This window comes from Pseudomonas capeferrum (assembly GCF_013523055.1).
GTDB classification, from domain to species: domain Bacteria; phylum Pseudomonadota; class Gammaproteobacteria; order Pseudomonadales; family Pseudomonadaceae; genus Aquipseudomonas; species Aquipseudomonas capeferrum_A.
The window spans coordinates 191387-210887 of sequence record NZ_JAAMQM010000002.1; the positions used below are offsets into that span (position 1 = coordinate 191387).

Consider the following 19501-nt stretch of genomic DNA (forward strand, 5'->3'; position numbering starts at 1 on the left):
TTTCCGGTCGCCCACGCAGTCCCCGTTACACCGTGAGGTAAGCGTCATGAATCGTCTGTTGTCCGTTTTCGCCCTGGGTGGCGTGGTGCTGCTGGCCGGTTGTGTCGCGCCGCAGGCCAGGCCCAACGATCCGTACTATGCGCCGGTGCTGCCGCGTACCCCATTGCCGGCGGCGGCCAACAACGGTTCGATCTACCAGGCCGGTTTCGAGCAGAACCTGTACAGCGACCGCAAGGCGTTCCGGGTGGGTGACATCATCACCATCACCCTCAACGAGCGGACTTCGGCGAGCAAGAATGCCAACTCGCAGATCGGCAAGGACAGCACCGCCAGCATAGGCCTGTCCTCGTTGTTCGGCGCCTCGCCCAGCACCAACAACCCGTTTGGCGGCGGTGACCTGTCGCTCAACGCCGGCTACAGCGGCGAGCGCTCGACCAAGGGCGACAGCAAGGCTGCCCAGGGCAACACCCTGACCGGTTCGATCACCGTCACCGTGGCCGATGTGCTGCCCAATGGCATCATCGCCGTGCGCGGTGAAAAGTGGTTGACCCTCAACACCGGTGACGAGCTGGTACGCATCGCGGGAATGGTCCGTGCCGATGACATCGCCACCGACAACACGGTGCCATCGACGCGCGTGGCCGATGCGCGCATCACCTATTCGGGCACGGGCGCTTTCGCCGATGCAAGTCAGCCAGGATGGCTGGACCGTTTCTTCATCAGCCCGCTTTGGCCCTTCTGAGTGCGGATGCCCATGTTCAAGTTCAGGCAGCTGATCGCCGCCACTCTCATCCTGTCCTGCGCGTTCGCCGCCCATGCCGAGCGCCTGAAGGACATCGCCAGCATTTCCGGCGTTCGGACCAACCAGTTGATCGGCTACGGTCTCGTGGTGGGACTCAATGGCACGGGTGACCAGACCACGCAGACCCCGTTCACCTTGCAGACCTTCAACAACATGCTGTCGCAGTTCGGTATCAAGGTGCCGGCCGGCTCTGGCAACGTGCAGCTCAAGAACGTCGCGGCGGTGTCGATCCATGCCGACCTGCCGGCGTTCGCCAAGCCGGGCCAGGTGGTCGACATCACGGTATCGTCGATCGGCAACTCCAAGAGCCTGCGCGGCGGCAGCCTGTTGATGACGCCGCTCAAGGGGATCGACGGCAACGTCTATGCCATCGCCCAGGGCAACCTGGTGGTGGGCGGTTTCGATGCCGAGGGTCGTGACGGCTCGAGGATCACCGTCAACGTCCCGTCGGCTGGCCGCATTCCTGGCGGCGCTACCGTCGAGCGCGCAGTGCCGAGCGGCTTCAACCAGGGCAACAGCCTGACCCTGAACCTCAATCGCCCGGATTTCACCACGGCCAAGCGCGTGGTCGACAAGGTCAACGAGCTGCTCGGCCCTGGCGTGGCCCAGGCCCTGGATGGTGGCTCGGTACAGGTCACCGCGCCGATGGATCCGAGCCAGCGGGTCGACTACCTGTCGATCCTCGAGAACCTGGAGATCGATCCGGGCCAGGCGGTGGCCAAGGTCATCATCAACTCGCGTACCGGCACCATCGTCATCGGTCAGAACGTCAAGGTATCGCCGGCGGCGGTGACCCACGGCAGCCTGACCGTGACCATCACCGAAGATCCGATCGTCAGCCAGCCCGGCCCGTTCTCCAACGGCGAGACCGCAGTCGTGCCGCGCTCGCGGGTCAACGCCGAGCAGGAAGCCAAGCCGATGTTCAAGTTCGGTCCGGGCACCACGCTTGACGAGATCGTGCGTGCGGTGAACCAGGTGGGCGCGGCGCCAGGCGACCTGATGGCCATCCTTGAAGCCTTGAAGCAGGCCGGCGCGTTGCAAGCCGACCTGATCGTGATCTGAGGACGCTGGCGATGAATCCCAAGAGCCTGGTTTCCAGCACTGGCGACAGCGGGTCGTACACCGACCTCAATCGCCTGAACTCGATGAAGATCGGTGACCGCGACAGCGAAGCCAACCTGCGCAAGGTGGCCCAGGAGTTCGAGTCGCTGTTCGTCAGCGAGATGCTCAAGGCATCGCGCAAGGCCAGCGACGTGCTCGCCGCGGACAACCCGCTGAACACCGAGACGGTCAAGCAGTACCGCGACATGTACGACCAGCAGCTGGCGGTGAGCATGTCGCGCGAGGGCGGCGGTATCGGCCTGCAGGACGTGCTCATGCGTCAGTTGTCCAAGCAGAAGAACCCGGTTGCCAATCCCAGCCCGTTCCCCCGGACCGAGGGCGCCGCGCCGGCCTTGTGGGGCAGCAAGGTGGCCGAGCCGGTGCGCGATACGACCGCCGCCGCGACGCGCAACGATGTCGCCGCGCTCAACTCGCGGCGCCTGGCCTTGCCTGGCAAACTCACCGATCGTTTGCTGGCCGGTATCGTGCCCTCGGCGGGCGGCACGGCCGCGGTCACCAACGACGCCGCGTTGCCGGCTCGACAGGGCGTACAGGCCACTGCGACAGCCAAGAACGACTGGACCCCGGCGCAGGCGTTTGCCGCGCCAGGCGACCTGCAGATCCTTGGCCGCGCGGTGGCTCAGCCGCCCCTGGCGCCGAAGAAAGCGTTCGCCAACAGCGACGAGTTCGTCGCCACCATGCTGCCGATGGCCGAGCAGGCCGCCAAGCGTATCGGCATCGATCCGCGCTATCTGGTGGCCCAGGCCGCCCTGGAAACCGGGTGGGGCAAGTCGGTCATGCGCAATACCGACGGCAGCAGCAGCCACAACCTGTTCGGCATCAAGGCAAGCGGCAACTGGGAAGGTGACCAGGCGCGGGCGATCACCAGCGAATTCCGTGACGGGCGCTTCGTCAAGGAAACCGCGGCGTTCCGCTCTTATGACTCCTACCAGGACAGCTTCCATGACCTGGTCAGCCTGCTGCAGAACAATGCGCGCTATCAAGATGCGGTGAAGTCGGCCGATAAACCAGAACAGTTCGTGCGGGAATTGCAGAAGGCCGGGTATGCCACCGACCCTCAGTACGCCAGCAAGATCTCGCAGATCGCAAAACAGATGAAGTCGTACCAGAGCTATGCATCGCTCGGTACCTCAACGCAATCATAAGGGTCCGGAACCATGGCGAGTTTGATCAGTATTGGCATGTCGGGGCTCAATGCCGCGCAATCCGGGCTGCATACCCTGGGTAACAACATCGCCAACGCCGATGTCGCGAGTTACTCTCGCCAGCAGACCGTCCAGCAGACCAAAGGCTCGCAGCAGTACGGCAACGTCTATATCGGCAGCGGCACGACCCTGGCCGATGTACGACGGGTCTACAACTCATTCCTGGAAAACCAGCTGCGTACCACCACGTCGCTGAGCAGCGATGCCGCTTCGTACCTGAAGCAGATCACCCCACTGGACACTGCCCTGTCGAGCAGCGATACCGGTATCACCGCGGCGCTGCAAAGCTTCTACACCGCCATGCAGGACGCGGCGGCCAAGCCTACCGACGACTCTTCGCGGCAATTGCTGCTGGGCAGCGCCCAGTCGCTGGGCAAGCGTTTCAATGCCCTGTCTTCCCAGCTCAACCAGCAAAGCACCGACATCAACAGCAACATGGCGTCGATCGCGGATCAGGTCAACAAATTGACCTCGACCATCGCCCAGTACAATGACCAGCTCTCGCGCGTCTCGGCGACACAGGGCAGCCCGAACGACCTGCTTGATCAACGCGATGGTGCGGTCCGCGAGCTGACCACGCTGATCGGTGCGCAGGTGGTGGAGCGCGAAGGCAACTACGATATCTACCTGAACAACGGGCAAGCGTTGGTGCTGGGCAAGACCACCCAGAGCCTCGAGGTGGCGCCCAGCCAGAATGACCCGTCGCGCATGGCGCTGATGCTCAATCGTGGCAGCACGAAAATGGATATTTCCAGCAGCACGACCGGTGGCGAGCTGGGCGGTCTGTTGCGTTATCGCCAGGAAACCCTCGACCCCGCGCTCAACGAACTGGGTCGTGTGGCGCTGGTGGTGTCGGACGCCATCAACAGCCAATTCGCCCAAGGCATCGACAGGAACGGCGAATTCGGCGCCACGCTGTTCGCCGACATCAACAGCGCCAAGGCCGCCGGCGAGCGCAGCACGCCCCGTCTTGGCAACAGCGTCGGCTCCGGTAACCTCGATGTAATGATCAAGGACACTGGCAAGCTGACCACCAGCGATTACCAGGTGACCTTTACCAGCCCGACGGTCTACACCGTGCGCAAGCTGTCCGATAACAGCGAGCTGGGCAGTTTCGACCTGAACGCCGATCCGGCCCCGGTGATCGATGGCTTCAGCCTGACGCTCAATGGGGGCGCCCCGAGCACCGGCGACAGCTTCAAGATCACCCCGACGCGCAATGGCGCATCCGCTATCGATACTGTCCTCACCGATCCCAAGCGTCTGGCGCTGGCGGCTCCCCTCACGGCGACCAGCGGCTCCGGCAACCAGGGCACCGGCCAGATCGGCCAGCCGACCTTGACCACCGAACTGGATATCCACGATTCGGCGCAGCGGTCTCAGCTGCAGACTGGTTTGAAGTACTCGACGCCCGTGAAGCTGGTGTTCGGCACCGACACCGGCTCCCCGCAGGCGTACAAGATGTACGATGCCAAGGGCACCGAAATCGGCACCGGCACCATCCTCCCAGGCGAGAGCAACACGCTGAAACTCAGCGTGCCCATGGTCGATGGCAGCGGTAATCCGATCACCGAGGGTGGCACGCAGCAGAATTTCACCTTCGAGATGACCATTTCCGGCTCACCGAAGAACGGCGACAGCTACACCGTGTCCTTGACTGGCGCGGGCTCGGCGGATAACCGCAATGCCCAGTCGGTCCTCGACCTGCAAAGCAAAGCCACCCTCGAAGTAGGCGCCAATGGCAAGGGCATCAGCATCACTGACGGCTACGCCAAGCTGGTGTCCAACGTGGGCGGCAAGGCGTCCCAGGCCGGCATGGACAGCAGTGCCACCGGCGCGTTGCAGCAGTCTGCGCTGGACAGCCGCGACTCGGCGTCCGGCGTCTCGATCGACGAGGAAACCGGCAACCTGATCAAGTTCCAGCAGTACTACACCGCGTCGTCGCAGATCATCAAGGCGGCCCAGGAAACCTTCGCCACCCTGATCAACAGTCTTTAAGGAGCCGTAGACCGTGCGTATTTCCACCTCGCAGTTCTACAACACCAATGCCGCCAACTATCAGCGCAGCTTCGCCAACGCGGTCAAGACCCAACAGGAAGCGAGCGATAGTATTCGCGTGCGCACCGCGGCCGACGATCCGGTAGGTGCCGCGCGTCTGCTGCAGCTCGAGCAGCAGCAGAACATGCTCAAGCAGTACAGCGACAACGTCACGACGGTGCGCAATGCGCTGGGTACGGCCGAAACCACCCTGAACTCGATCGGCACGCTCTTGCAGCGCGTCAACGAGCTGGCGGTGAGTTCCGGCAACGGTGCTTTCACCGACGCCGACCGCAAGGCCAACGCCGATGAGCTGGCGTCCCTGGAAAGTCAGCTGTACACCCTGATGAACAGCAAGGACGAGAGCGGCAAGTACCTGTTCTCCGGCTCCAAAGGTGATACCCAGCCTTACGTGCACAACGCTGACGGCTCCTATTCGTACCAAGGCGACCAAGGCAGCCTGATGCTGCAGGTCGGCGACATGATCAGTCTGGCCGCCAACGAATCCGGTTACACCGCGTTCGAGCAGGCGCTCAACACCAGCCGTAGCCAGACCAGTCTGATCGCTCCTCCGGTCGACGATGGGCGGGTCAGCCTGTCCAGTGGCCAGGTTTCCGGCAGCGCGATATTCAACGACCGCTTCCGCAGTGGCGAGCCCTACACGGTCGAGTTCACCAGCAGCACGCAATACAAGATCACCGATGCCGATGGCAATGACGTGACCCTGGAAGCCAGCGAAGGCGGGAAGTTCAACCCCAAGAGCGAAAGCCCCACGGTGAGTTTCCGCGGCGTCGACCTGCGCCTGAGCATCAACTTCAAGGACGGTGACAGCGCCGATCCGGACGCCGCGATCGCGGGCCATACCTTCACCCTGAGCGCCAAGCCCGACGCCATCGCCGGTACCCGCAGCGCCGGCAATGGCTCCTCGGCCCAGGTGACCGGTGCCCGAATCGCCGACCAGGAAAAATACCAGTCGTCCTTCCCCGGTGGCGGTGCGGTGCTCAAGTTCACCAGTGCCAGCGAGTTCGAGCTGTATGCTTCGCCGATGACCGCCGACAGCCGTCCGGTTGCCAAGGGCAGCCTGAGCGGCACGACCGCCACGGCGGCCGGGGTGAGCTTCGAGCTCTCCGATACGCCGGCCAGCGGCGATCAGTTCGCGATCAAGGTGGATACGCACCAGAACCAGAATGTGCTGGATACCATCAGCCAACTGCGTACGGCGTTGACGACGCCGATGGACAACGACTCGACCGCCCGCGAAAACTTCATCGCTTCGTTGGACTCGGCAATCGGCAATATCATCAGTGCCACCGATCAGGTCACCTCGTCTATCGCCTCCATCGGCGGGCGCGGCCAGGCGCTCGATGTCCAGGCCGAGACCAATGAAGCGCTGAGCACCGAGAACACCAAGACGCAGAGCTCGATCCGCGAGAGCGATCCTGCCGAAGTGATGCTGCGCCTGCAGATGCAGAACAACATGCTTCAGGCTTCGCTGCAGTCCTACGCCAAGATCGCGACCCTGTCGCTGATCAACTACATCTGAGTCCTCTCCTACCTATAGGACCGAGGCATGACCCCGAAGGGGGCCGGCCTCGGACCGCCTCCCAGGTTGTCTATCGTGAGCAAGCCGCCCCTCGTCAGTATCGTCATCCCCGCCTTCAATCCGCGTTTCTTCGCCATGGCCTTGCAGAGCGCCATGGCGCAGACCTACGAATGCCTGGAAGTAGTGGTATGCGACGACAGCGACGGAGGTGAGATCGAGCGCGTGGTGCGTTCCTTCGAGGGCGCGGGCGTTTCCGTGCGCTATATCCGCAACGACCGGCATCTGGGGTTCGTGGGCAACGTGAGACAGGCGGTGGCACTCGCGTCGGGAGAGTTCGTCAAGATCCTCTGCGACGACGACCGACTGTTCCCGGCCTGCGTGGAGCGGCAGGCCCAAGCCCTGGCGGATCATTCGGATGTCAGCCTGGTGCTGGCCCAACGGGTGCTTGCCGATCCCGAGAATTTCATCTTGCCCATGCGCATGTCCAATGCGCAGTTCGCCAACGTCGATACCCTGTTCAAGGGCGACGACATCCTGGCCGTGCTGGAAGGACGCTCCTTGAGCTTCCTCGGAAACCTGTCGGCGGCATTGATGCGACGAGAGCAGGCGCATGCGCTATTGCAAGCGCTGACCCAGGGCGAGCATGGTTTTGTCGGCCTGTTGGACCAGGCGCTGTTCGTCTGCCTGATGCGTGGCAGCAACCTGGTGATGATCAGTGATCCCTGCGTGGTCGAACGCATCCATCCGCAGCGCCTGAGCAAGCAGGAATCGGTAGTGCGTGTGTTGCCACAGGAGCGGCAATGGTTGCAACAGATGCTGGCGGCACGCGGTGGGGAAGCGGCGCCGGCCAGCGGGTGGGTGCGGCATTTGCCTCTGGCCGCGGCCGAGCAGCAGCCCCGCCAATGGCGCGAACTGCATATGGTGCTGCTGTTGAGCAACTGGCAGACCTGCATGCAGGGTCGGGTCGGAGGCGAAAGCGAGAGTTACGCCGAGTTCTACCGGGAATGGTTCGACGCGCGCAAGTTCAGCGACGCTCAGCGCAGGCAGCTGCCGCATACCTTGCAGGAGTGGCCGCGGCATCCGCGCATCGTCACGCTGGTTCTGGACCCCGAAGGCGATGCCACGGGGGTGGAGCTCACGCTCGACAGCCTGGAGGCCCAACTCTACGGCGCCTACGAATGCGTGGTGATGTCGACGTCCGATCCGTTGCCCCGTGCGGGCGTCAGGCAAGTGCCACTGCAGGCCGACTGGCCGCTGCAGGTCAATCGGGAGCTCGAAGTGCAGGTGCAAGCCGATTGGTTCTACCTGCTGCGGGCCGGGGATGTGCTCGGGGAATCCGCGTTGTTGATCCTGGCCGAGCGCATCGCCGTCATCCCTGGGCTGGCATGCATCTACAGTGACGAGGGGGCTTTGGTCGATGGACAGTCGCAAGAGCCGGTGTTCAAGCCGGCCTTTAATATCGATCTGCTGCGCAGCTACCCTTATGTAGGACGCGCTTTGGCTTTCGAGCTCGATGCGGTCAGGAGCCTGGGCGGTTTCGACTCGACCTTCGCGGAGCTGGCCCCTCACGATCTGATCTGGCGGCTGGTTGAAACCCGTGGCCCCCAGGTCATCGAGCATATTCCAGAGATCCAGTTTCAATCCCGGTTCAGCTACGCGCAGTGGCTGTCGCTGCCGTCGGTGATCGAACAGAACATGCCGCTGGTGCAGGCACACCTGGCGCGACTGGGCGTGGCCCATCGTATCCACCACGACGGCAACCCATTGCTTCATCGGGTCGAGTACCTGCATGACAGCCAGCCCCTGGTCTCTGTCGTCGTGGCCTGCGGTAGCGATCTGGCAGGGCTGCAAGCCACGATACAAAGCGTTATCGAGCAGACCGGCTATCCACGTTTCGAGGTCGTGATCGTGGCGGGCGCCGAGACCGACCCGGCCATGGAGCAGTGGCTCGAAGCGATGTCGGAAGTCGGTCAGGCCCTGCTGCGAATCGTACGCACGCCAGGAGGCAACGATGCGGCACTGCTGCGTAATGCGGCGGCGGAACAGGCCAATGGCGAATACCTGCTCATGCTTTCGGCCGGCCTGCAGGCCCTCGATCCGGGATGGCTGGAGGAGCTGCTCCAGCTCGCCCAGCGCCCGGAGGTCGGGGTCGTGGGATGCAAGATCCTGGACCGGCAGGACCGCGTGGCCCAGGCCGGAATCGTGCTGGGGGTGGGCAGCGCCGCCGGTCCGGCCTTCGTCGGTGAGGACGCGCAAGCCGGAGGCTATTTGCAGCGGTTGCAGGTCGTGCAGAACTGGACCGCCGTCTCCGCGGACTGCCTGATGGTTCGCAAGGAAGTGCTCGAGAGCCTGGGCGGTTTCGATGTCCATACCTATGCTTCGGGCCTCGCTGAAATCGATTTCTGTCTCAGGGCCAAGGCGGACGGCTACCTGATCGCCTGGACGCCACATGCACGCCTGCGAGCGACTACCCGTGACGTGACCCCGGCTGCCGCCGGGGAAGCGGAGCGCACCTTCTGCGAGCGGTGGTGGCCGACCGTGATCAACGATCCCGCCTACAACCCCAACCTGAATCTGGGCTCGGCGAACTTCAGTCTCGAAGCCACGCTGCAGGGCAGCTGGAATCCACTGTGCGCCCGAGTGCTGCCGTCGGTCCTGTGCCTGCCGATCAATGCTTCGGCCGTGGGCCACTACCGGGTAACCCAGCCGTTTCGCGAGCTCGAAGCCGCCGGGCGTGTGGTGGGGCGTATCGCCTATGAATCGCTCAACTCGATCCAGTTGGCGCGCATGGATCCGGATGTGATCATCCTGCAGCTCAGGCACACCGCGGAGTCGGCCAAGGACATCGAGCGTATCGCGCGTTATTCCAAGGCACGGCGCGTATTCGAAATCGACGATTACGTCCTCAAGACCCCGAGCCTCAACAACCATGCGCGCAACACGCCCGCCGATATCGAGCAGCAACTTCAAGCCTGCATGGGGTTGTGCGACAGGGTAGTGGTCACGACCCAGGCCTTGGCCGATGCCTTTTCTCATATGCACTCCGATATACGGGTAGTGCCCAATATGCTGGCTCCGGAGCTCTGGCTGGGCTTGCAGAGTCGTCGCCAGGTCTCCCGCAAGCCACGCATCGGCTGGGGCGGGGGAACCAGCCACGGGGGGGATCTCGAGGTCATCGCCGAGGTCGTGCGCGAGTTGGCCGGACATGTCGAATGGGTATTCTTCGGAATGTGCCCCGAGCACCTGAAACCCTACATCCATGAGTTTCATCCCGTCGTCGGGTTGCAGGCCTACCCACGGAAACTGGCGAGCCTCAATCTCGATCTGGCATTGGCACCGTTGGAGTTCCATGTCTTCAACGACTGCAAGAGCAATCTGCGGCTGCTCGAATACGGCGCCTGTGGGTACCCGGTCATCTGCTCCGACACCGCCGCCTATCGTGGCGATCTGCCTTGCACACGGGTGCGCAGCAATAGCGCGAAGGAGTGGCTGGAAGCCATTCGCATGCACCTGAAAGACCCGGTGGCCAGCTACCGCATGGGCGATGAGCTGCGTGAAAGAGTGCTACGCGATTATGTACTGCGTGGCGACAGCCTTCGGCAATGGGAATGGGCCTGGCTCGCTGACTGAGCCTTTCCGGCGAGCGCCAGGCCAGGCCTGGCGACAGTATTTTCCGGATCGAGGTGCCGGACAGGTGGAGTACCTGTCCGGACCTCGAGCAGTGTTTCAGTCGGCCAACCAGGCCTTGCGCCATGCTTCCAGATTGCTCTCATCAAGCAGCCAGTGTTGGCGTACCACGGCTTGCAGCGCATCGCCGCGGTCTACCGAATGGCCTGATTCGGACAAGTGCATGCGGATCGCCTCGATCCATCCTTCAGCCGTATTTCGCGCGCGTGTCACGGGTAGTTCCAAGCCGGTAGTCGAGCCGATATCGCTACTGATCACTGGGTAGCCGCACGCCCCGAACTCCAGCAGGGCAAGGTGATGCCGGCATTCGTTGAACAGGTTGTCGTCCAATGGGGCAAGAGCGATGTCCAGGTTCAATTGCGCCAGCCTCGTGGGGTACTCATCGATGCCCACCTCGCCGTGCAGTTCGCTGACATGAGAACGCAGCAGGGCAGGGCAGTGGCCGAAGAAGACCCATTCCACGTCTTGTCCCAGTGCCGCCATCACCTCCACGAGCATTGACAGATCGACTGTCTGACAGCTGTTGGCGGTCAGGCCTATCCGCGCTCGACCGTCCAGGGGCTGTTGCCTTTGCAAGGCACTCCAGGCAGCGACCGGCAAGCGGCTCTGAACGACACGAATGTCCGTATGCATACCCTCCAAGGCTTGTGCCAGGCGCTGGGTAGGGACGACCAGGCGATCGACCAGGGCCAGAGGGCTTAGCAATCGCGCGCGCAGGTCATCGGGCAGGGTAGCGCGCGTGCTCGCCGAGCCAGACAGGCCAGTTCCATCTCCACCCCACTCGTAAACCTTGAACGCGCGGGAGAAGGCGCCGATCCGGCGCATGCCCGCCAGACGCTCCTCGCTGAGCTGTCGCTGCAGGACAATGCTGTCCGGTGCGTATCGCTCCAGGTCGGTGACATGCAGAAGCTCGAGGGAAACCGTGCCGTCCACCGCGCACGCTTGCTGGAGTGCGTTGAACGGCTCGACGATTCGGTACTGGCTGGAGTCGCAAAGCTGGGCCGGATGCGCCAGAACGGTCGGCAAGGGTTTCCAGGAGGACAAGGGCCGCCATGACAAGGCGGTCTGGGCCAGCTTGAATCCGCCCGGTTGCGCCTGGGAGAAATTCGGATTGTAGGCCGGATCACGCGCCAGTCGCGGCAACCATTTGTGGTAGAGAATGTCCTCCTCCTGCACCGAGGCCTTGGGCATGGACTCCTCGCTGATCATCAGCCTGGCGTTCGCTGCCCAGACAGTCAGGAAGCCCGCTTGAGTAACCCGCAGGCAGAGGTCGACATCCAGGAACGCATCCGGTATGTCGTCCGAAAGGCCGCCGAGCGCCTCATGGATCTCGCGGCGTATCAGCAGGCAGTCGCGACTGACCGCGCTGTAGTCCTGATCGACCAGCAGCCGCTGCATGTAACCCGCCTCCTGCAGCAGCTCGCCGTCGAAGGGGCGCCCGGCAGGGCCATCCAGGCCAAGGATCAAGCCGGCGTGGCGCACCTTCCCATCAGCAGACAGCAACTTGGCCCCGACCACGCCGACTTCTGGGCGCTGACCGTGGTTGAGCAACTCATCCAGCCAGTCGCCGTCGATGATGGCGGTTTCCGCCGATAGCAACAGCAGGTATTCGCCATTGGTCTGTGTACTCGCATGGTCGATGAGCGCAGCCGTTGGCAGGCTGGCGGTCGGGCGCAGCGTCCTCAGCCGACTTTCTCCCAGGGCCTCCAGCGCAAGCAGCCATTCACCGATGTCGGCGGCCGAAGCATCGCTTTCGATCAGCAGGATTTCGTAGTTGGGATAGCGTGTGTTCGACAGCAGGCTTTCCACGCAACGCTGCAGATGCGGCAGCTTGCTGCCGGTCAGGATCAGCACCGAAACGAGAGGTTGCTGCGGGTGACCATAGCGCACTCGGTAGTGGCCCGGCTGATCCGAAACGACATCAGGGTCTTGATACCCACGGGCTTGCAGGTGCTCGATGATCGCCTTCTTTTCATCCGGATTGTCGAGCAGGCGCGGAGGGCGGGTAACCACCAGTGGCTCGGCTACATGACCCAGGCCATCCAGGCCGCCGAGGGTGATCAGGCGCAGGACCAGTTCGAATTCCGGCGCCTGGGCATAGCGCGCGTCGAAGCCACCGGCCTCCACCAGGGCAGTTCTGTTCAGCAACCAGTGTCGTCCCATGGCCGCGGGCAAGCTAAGCAGGTAGTCGAGGTTGAAGTCCGGGAGCAGCGCCGCCGCCAGGGTGCCATCTTCCTGACGGTACATGCTGTCGCAGTAGATGGCTCGGCAGTCGGGCGCCGTGAGCAGTTCCAGACCCGCGACCAGCAGACCGTTGGGCGTCAGAACGTCCCCGGCCTCGAGTATGCACGACCAGTCGAACGTCGATTCGCCTATGCATCGGTTCAGGGTCTCGATCCAGTTCTCTTCCGATACCTGCAGGACAGGGCCCGAGAACCCTTCATGGCCCTGTGGGGCGACAGTCAGCAATGTCGCCAGGCTGTTTGCATAGCCATTGTAGGAAGGCTCCAGTGATCGACGCGTTGCCGCCACTTTCTCGGCATCGCCCGTGAGGTCGAGCACGAAGAAGGCGAATCGTGGGCCTTGCCCGTGGTCTTGCAGGCGTTCTTCGATCAGGCACTGCTGATGCGCGGTCAGGCTGCGTCGACGCAACCACTCCAACTGGCTGGATGCTCCCGGCTCCCGCGCAAGCAGGCCGAAGCGCCTGAGCATCTTGCGTCGCTCTCGCCGCACCGAGTCGTTGTTGAGGTCCGAGTGCCTGGCATACAGCAACTGGTAGAGTTCGCCATAGCTGCTCAGGGCCTGTGCCGAACGCCGTGTGGGATCGTTGGTCGCTTCGCGCAGGCGGACCTCCACGGTCTGCGCATAGAGATGCTGGAAGGAAGCTCGCGCGGCCAGGCGCATGAGGAAATCCCAGTCCTCAAGTCCATGCATGACTTCGTCGAAGCCACCGATGCTGTCCAGCAGGCTGCGTGGCCAGGCAAAGGTGTTGATGGGGATGTAGTTGTCGACGAACAGGCGTTCCACCGAGAACTGGGCATGGGGGTAGCGCTGCTCGCGGCGCAATTCAACCCGCGTATCGCCTTCCAGCTTCTCGATGATGTAGATCGAATCCGTATAGACGACCGCGTTGGGATAGGCTTCGATCCCTTGCGCCAATACCTGCAGGTGGTCCGGCAGGTAGCGATCGTCGTCGTCGAGGTACACCAGGTAGCGTCCACGCGCCAGGCGATGCGCGGTATTGCGAGCCGCGGCCGGACCCTGGTTGCGCCCTTGGCGCAGGTAAGTGATGGGGAAGTCGAAATCCGTGAGTAGCGACTCGACAGGCGTACCGTTGTCATTGACCAGGATCACCTCGAAATCGCGGAAGGTCTGCGATGCCAGACTACCCAGGGCATCCATGAGCAGGACCGGCCGGTTGAACGTGGTGACGATCACCGAGAACAGGACGGTGGACTCGTTCTGCCCTTGGGAGAAATCGAACAGACTCTGGTGAATGCGCATCTTGCGTTCATCGAAGCGCGCCTGGACCTCGGCGGGCTGGGCCGCCAGCCGGCGCTCGTAGAACCTCCAGATCGACATGGCGCCGCGTTGCAGGCGCTGCCGGGCGGCCGGAGTCGCCAGGTTCAGCTCGAGGATCCGAGTGTGTTCTTCCAAGGGTTTCTCGGAGGCGTAGAACCCCTGGGAAATCTGCCCGTCGTGAACCCGGTAGCCCACCGTGGCCTGATGCAGGAACAGGAAGTCGGGGGCTACCTGGGCCATGCGTGTCCACAGCTCCCAGTCTCCCGCGAGCATGTCCTTGCGGTGGATCCTGCCGTCGTCCAGGGTCAGGCTAGGCAGGATGCTGCGGCGGAACATGGCGGCCGACGGGGTGATGTAGCTGTCGTAGCTCAGCAGATCGGCCAGTTCGTCGCGGCCTCCCACGTAGTTGCCCGCGCGGTGCCCGGCATGCGCGCCGTGCCTGAGCATGCGGCTCTCTTCATCGATCCACATGCACTGGGTATAGCCCAGGGCCACCTGCGGGTTGCGGTCCATGGCTTCGACCAGGCTGCTCAGGTGACCCGGGTAGAGCAGGTCGTCCGAACCGAGCACGACCACATACCGGCCGGTGCCCGCGCGCAGGCACTGGTTGTAGTTGTCGATCATGCCAAGATTGCGCGGGTTGACCTGGTAGCTGAAACGCGGATCCTGACGGTAGCGTTCGAGCAACTGCACGCTGTCATCGGGCGAGCAGTCGTCGAAGACCCGCAGCTCCAGGGTCACGCCCTTCTGGGCGAGTACCGAGTCGATGGTCTGCCCCAGGAAAGCGGCGTTGTTGTACGACATGACCGCGACGGTGACATCCGCGGTCGAAGCCTTGGGCGCCCGATGGCGCGCCTTCGCCGCGCAGACCTGTTCCAGCCCGTTCAGCAGACGCCTGATTGCCGGTTCCTGCAGATAGTGTTCGCTCATGCCTGCCCCTCGTATACAGACATCCGCCACGTTGCGTAGTCCCGGTAATGGTCATTGTTCATTGCATCAGGTCCTTCAGTACGTCGACGACCCGTTGGCCGGCCTGACCATCGAAGCGATGGAAGAAGTCGTCGATCGCCGCGCGACGGCCCACCCCGAGCGGGTCGTCGCCACGGATGAATTCTTCGAGGAACAGCCGCAGCTCGGCGGCGTCGCTTGCCGTGCGATAGTGCCGCACCAGTGCTGCGCCTTCTTCGTTGACGCCCAGCCCATGGGGGTTACGCAGATAGAGCACCGGCTTGCCCGTGGCCAGGTACTCCATCAGGAATGACCCGGCATCGCTCATGATCGCTTCGCTGGCGGCGAAGGCGTGTCGATGGTCGGCACGCTCATCGACTATGACGCCACGCGCTTGCAGTTCGGTCTTGAGTGCGCGGATGCCTGCCTCGTCGAGGATGTTGAGGTTGATCAGCTTCTTCCATAGCAGCGGGTGCGGACGGAAAATCAGCGCGAGGTCGGGGAGGTCGGCGAAGGCGTCGAAGATTCCCTTTGCCAGCAGATCGAAGGTGGACCATAGGTCACCGTCGATCGAGAAATGCGCATTCCAGAGAATTGCCCGACGTGTTCCGATGGCTTCGCGCAGGCTCGGATCGACCTCGAAGCGCGCCAGGTTCGCCAGGTTGTCCATCCGGGGGTGGCCCGTGACGTGGACATGTCGTGCTCCGGTCGGACAGTGACGCTCGAACATCGCGCGAGCGCCCTGCGAACGGACGAACACCGCTGTCCCGCCGGTGGCTACCGGCTGCCCATACTGGTAGACGTAGTTGTGCTCACCGCCGCCGACCTCGAGCCCGTAAGGCACATAGGCCGTGCAAGGCACATGCCGGCGCAGGTTGGCGAAGCGATAGGCAGGAGGCCGCGTCTCGTCATAGGGCGAGGTGTAGATCACGGCGTCGAGGCCCGCCTGCTCCAGGTCGACATCGTCCCAAGCCACGTAAGGCACGCCAAGCTCGTCCAGGTGGGCCTGCGAAGCTTCGCGCTGCCACTGATAATCCTGGTGGAAGAACGGCAGCATGATGACCAGCACTTCAAGGTCGTCGTCCTGCCGGGCGGCGTCCCAGACCGTGCGCACGTTGCCCCAGGATTCAGGCAACTGATAGAGGATGGCCAGGCGACGCTTGCCGTTGCGCTTCGTTTGGTCATGCATGTTCGGCCTCCAGGTTCCAGCCGCTGGCGAGTACTCGACCGGCCATGTCGAGGTCGGCGGTGGTGTCGATATCGAATGCCTTGAGTTCGGCCGCGCGCATCGGCAGGAATGGCTCCAGTGCCTGGTAGACATAGATAGGCTTGTCTACCACCAGGGCCGGTTCGATGATCGCGATGCCGGTCCATTCGCGTGAATGATGGGGTTCGCGAGTGAAGCCCACGACCGACTCGGCGTTCGCGTCCAGGAGCACCCGGACACCGTCGCTGGTGGTATAGCGGGACACGCCGATCAGTTGGCGGTGCTCGTTGGACGCTGCCATGAAGTCGTTGAAAGACTCTGTCTCGACCACCGTGTCGGCATCGATCATCAGGAACCGTTCATCCAGATGCCGCGATACCAGATAGAGGCTCTGCAATGTGTTGGTGCGCGCATAATCCGGATTGCGGACCACGATGATATCGTTGCGCAGGGACATCGCATGGGCGATCACGTCCTCCTCTTCGAAACCCACCACCAACCATAGGGTCTGCGCCCAGGCCAGACGCTCGAGGTGGTAGTCGAGCAGCGTGCGTCCATTCACTTCGACCAGGCACTTGGGCTTGTTCAACCCCAGTCGCGAGCCGATACCGGCTGCGCAGATCACAGCATGCTTAATAGGCGACATAGGGTCTTCCCGTCGTTGATGACGAAGTCACTGAGCTTTACCAGCAGGGGGTTGGGGGCGTGGGTGCCACCAAAGGCGATCCGCCAGTTGGCGGCTTCGAACATGGGAACATCGTTCATGCCGTCGCCGACAGCGATGATCCGGTCGAAACGGTCACGCAGGCTGTCGACCGCGTCGCCCTTGTGCAGGACGTGCCGGATGCCTTCGACCCGTCCCTCTTCCATGCAAGCGGTCGAGGTGAAGCTCTGGATACCAAGGCGGTCGAGGATCGGCCTGACCCATACATCAAGGTTGCCGGTCACCACGAAGCACTGGTCTGGCCGACTGGCGATGAAGTCGAGCATGTGCCTGTCGAACTCGACCTGATCGATCAAGGCCTGGTGGATCCAGTCGAGCCTCGCGTCGCGCAGCAGCCGGACGCGCAGCTTGAAGGATTTGTCGAAGGGCAGCACGCCATTGATCGTGGCCTGGGTCAACACCGATATCTCGTCTTCGAGGCCTACGGAGGAGGCAATCAGCGGTAGCAGCTCCTGGCGCGTCAGAGTACCGTCGAGGTCAAAGCAATACGCGGTCGTCACGGTCAGTGCGCCCTCTGCAGAATCATGAAGTACTGGCGTGTTTCGGCGCGCTTTTCCAGCTCGTCGGCAAACAGAAAACCGGCATCCTGCACGCTGAAGGTATCGGCAGCCGTGGCCCTGGCCAGAAGTCGCTCGAGCTCGGGGATGGTTCTGTAGATGGCCGAATACTCCTGTTGCAGTTCGTTGGAGTAGAAGCGGTCCAGGGTCATGCGTTCTTGCACGCCGACCGGTTCGCGTAGATAGACAAGCCCCCCTGGGGCGCAGAGGCGGCAGGCGTCGGCCAGCACTTTCACGCAGTCTTCCTCGTTCAGATAAATCAGAAGCCCGGCAACGATGACCAGGTCATAAGGGGGAGCGACGTCCAGCAAGGCGGGCTCGATGGCCGTGGCCGACATGACCTGGAAGCGCAGTTGGGGCTTGTCGAGCAGTCGCGCCTGGGTCTCGGCCTTTTCGATCAGGGATGCCGAGAAATCGATGCCAAGGTAAGCGGCGTCCGCGACCTGGTCGCTGATGAACCAACCCCAGCGACCCAGGCCGCAGCCAATGTCGAGAACCTTGCAGCCCGAGCGCAGCCGCAGGCGAGGACCGAGCGCGTCCTTTTCCGCCTGATCGCGCCGCGCGACCAGATCGGGGTTCTGATCCTGGTACATGGTGGCACTGAGGACATTTGCGTAATCTCGTCTGGCGCGGGCCTCAAAGAAGGTGTGGGTCGCGTCGTAGTCGATATCGACCTGCGTTCCCTTCGATCGTCCTCGGGTGCTCATGGTTGTTCTCTCTGATAGGTACGGTCGGCATGTGCAAGGGGCATCCCCGTCAGGCTTCCGACGTCAAGGCCGGTGATAAGCAAAAGGTTTGCCAACGGAGCGGTCGTGCCTCGGATCGCACACGCACCGTGGTGGAGGCCATCGCCTGCGCCGTGGGGCGGCGAGGGTTTCGATGGAATGGATGGACAGCCGTGACTTGGCAGTCGAAACGGGCATCTCTACTCTATTGAGTCAGCGGGCAGCCACGTCGGCGCGGCATGCAAGCCTTGATCCCAAGGTCCATGGCCCGCACAATCCGCCATATCTATCGGGAAGCCACAATGATTGGCATCAAAAGCATCGCGAGTTACGTCCCTGTCGAAGGCGTCGACAATTACGCCCAGGGTGCCAAGTTCGGCAAGGACCAGGAGTTCATCTTCGGCAAAATCGGTTCGACTTTCCTGCCGCGCAAGGACGAGACCCAGGAAACCTCCGACCTGTGTGTCGAGGCGGCGAGGGCGCTGTTCGCCAGTAATTCTTCACTGGATCCAGCATCGATCGATGTCGTAATCGTCGTTACCCAGAACGGTGACGCCGAAGGACTGCCGCACACCGCAGCCATCGTCCAGCACAAACTGGGACTTGCGACGCGTGTTGCCGCCTTCGATATCTCGCTGGGATGTTCGGGCTATGTGTACGGCCTGTACGCCATGAAGGGGTTCATGGAAGCTGCGGGGCTGAAAAACGGACTGCTGATCACCGCCGATCCCTATTCCAAGATCGTCGATCCGGAAGATCGCAATACCACGATGTTGTTCGGTGACGCAGCGACGGCAACCTGGATGGGCGAGGATGCTGGTTGGCTGCTAGGTAAATCATTGTTTGGCAGTGACGGCGCTGGTGCCGAACATTTGCGCACCACCGATGGCAAGTTTTTCATGAATGGCCGGCAGGTCTACAATTTCGCCCTGGTGAAAATCCCGGCTCATTTGCAGCAACTGCTCGACACGAGTCATTTGCACGCAGATGACATAGACCTTTACTGCCTGCATCAGGGCAGCGCGGCGATCGTCGATGCCGTGTCGCTACGCTTCAAAGAGGGTGAGCACAAGCAGAAATTCGTCAAGGACATGGTCGAGACCGGCAACACCGTGTCGTCGAGCATTCCGCTACTGCTCGAAAAGCACGTACTCGGCTCACCGCACAGGCGTGTCGCGCTGAGCGGGTTCGGCGTGGGCTTGTCATGGGGTTCGGCGATCATCGAACGTTCCGAGTGAGCCGACCCGGGTCATCGAAAAGGCGCTGCCCTCACAAGGCCAGCGCCTTTTCGATGTCCGCCAGCAAGGTCGTTGGTTATTTGGCGTCAAGTCCTTGATTTCATTGGTATGGCCGGTTGCCACTAAAAAATTTGCAAAAAAGCCCTAAAGCAACCTGCCTTCACGACGATAACCATTACGAAGG

At 62.6% G+C, this 19501-nt stretch carries 12 protein-coding genes; 7 read left to right on the plus strand and 5 right to left on the minus strand.

Annotated elements, in window-relative coordinates:
- Window positions 1–46: 46 nt before the first annotated feature.
- The 6 genes from flgH (at window position 47) to G7009_RS03385 (ending at window position 10339) form a co-directional block, all read left to right on the plus strand.
- Window positions 47–742, plus strand: coding sequence for a flagellar basal body L-ring protein FlgH (gene flgH / locus G7009_RS03360; protein ID WP_181128550.1), 696 nt, complete (start codon window positions 47–49; stop codon window positions 740–742).
- A 12-nt stretch (window positions 743–754) separates the two neighbouring features.
- A complete protein-coding gene (locus G7009_RS03365) occupies window positions 755–1864 on the plus strand; it encodes a flagellar basal body P-ring protein FlgI (RefSeq protein WP_181128551.1) in 1110 nt (369 codons plus the stop codon).
- Window positions 1865–1875: 11 nt separating this feature from the next.
- Window positions 1876–3069 carry a flagellar assembly peptidoglycan hydrolase FlgJ gene (flgJ, locus tag G7009_RS03370; protein ID WP_181128552.1) on the plus strand — a complete coding sequence of 398 codons (1194 nt, stop codon included), beginning with the start codon at window positions 1876–1878 and terminating at the stop codon, window positions 3067–3069.
- A gap of 12 nt (window positions 3070–3081) precedes the next feature.
- On the plus strand, window positions 3082–5127 hold the full coding sequence (flgK, locus tag G7009_RS03375) for a flagellar hook-associated protein FlgK (protein WP_181128553.1): 2046 nt from the start codon (window positions 3082–3084) through the stop codon (window positions 5125–5127).
- Window positions 5128–5140: 13 nt separating this feature from the next.
- The gene (locus G7009_RS03380; protein WP_181128554.1) at window positions 5141–6709 is read left to right on the plus strand and encodes a flagellar hook-associated protein 3; all 1569 of its coding nucleotides are present in this window, start codon (window positions 5141–5143) and stop codon (window positions 6707–6709) included.
- A 75-nt stretch (window positions 6710–6784) separates the two neighbouring features.
- Window positions 6785–10339: a glycosyltransferase gene (locus G7009_RS03385; RefSeq protein WP_181128555.1), complete on the plus strand. Its 3555-nt coding sequence runs from the start codon at window positions 6785–6787 to the stop codon at window positions 10337–10339.
- 96 nt (window positions 10340–10435) lie between these two features.
- On the opposite strand, the gene G7009_RS03390 is transcribed toward G7009_RS03385, so the two are convergent.
- The 5 genes from G7009_RS03390 to G7009_RS03410 are packed head-to-tail and all read right to left on the minus strand — an operon-like array spanning window position 10436 to window position 18061.
- The gene (locus tag G7009_RS03390) at window positions 10436–14848 is read right to left on the minus strand and encodes a glycosyltransferase (protein WP_181128556.1); all 4413 of its coding nucleotides are present in this window, start codon (window positions 14846–14848) and stop codon (window positions 10436–10438) included.
- A 58-nt stretch (window positions 14849–14906) separates the two neighbouring features.
- Window positions 14907–16055, minus strand: a complete 1149-nt coding sequence (locus tag G7009_RS03395) for a hypothetical protein (RefSeq protein WP_181128557.1) — start codon at window positions 16053–16055, stop codon at window positions 14907–14909.
- Window positions 16048–16719, minus strand: a complete 672-nt coding sequence (locus tag G7009_RS03400) for an NTP transferase domain-containing protein (RefSeq protein WP_219856411.1) — start codon at window positions 16717–16719, stop codon at window positions 16048–16050. Before G7009_RS03400 ends, G7009_RS03395 begins: the two co-directional genes overlap by 8 nt.
- A complete protein-coding gene (locus tag G7009_RS03405) occupies window positions 16695–17297 on the minus strand; it encodes an HAD-IB family phosphatase (protein ID WP_181128558.1) in 603 nt (200 codons plus the stop codon). The genes G7009_RS03400 and G7009_RS03405 overlap by 25 nt, the downstream gene beginning before the upstream one ends.
- 2 nt (window positions 17298–17299) lie before the next feature.
- Window positions 17300–18061, minus strand: a complete 762-nt coding sequence (locus G7009_RS03410; RefSeq protein ID WP_181128559.1) for a class I SAM-dependent methyltransferase — start codon at window positions 18059–18061, stop codon at window positions 17300–17302.
- 320 nt (window positions 18062–18381) lie between these two features.
- Between G7009_RS03410 and G7009_RS03415 the strand changes: the two genes are divergently transcribed.
- Entirely contained in the window at window positions 18382–19317 is a 936-nt protein-coding gene (locus tag G7009_RS03415; RefSeq protein ID WP_181128697.1) for a ketoacyl-ACP synthase III, read from the plus strand.
- The last annotated feature ends 184 nt before the right edge of the window (window positions 19318–19501 follow it).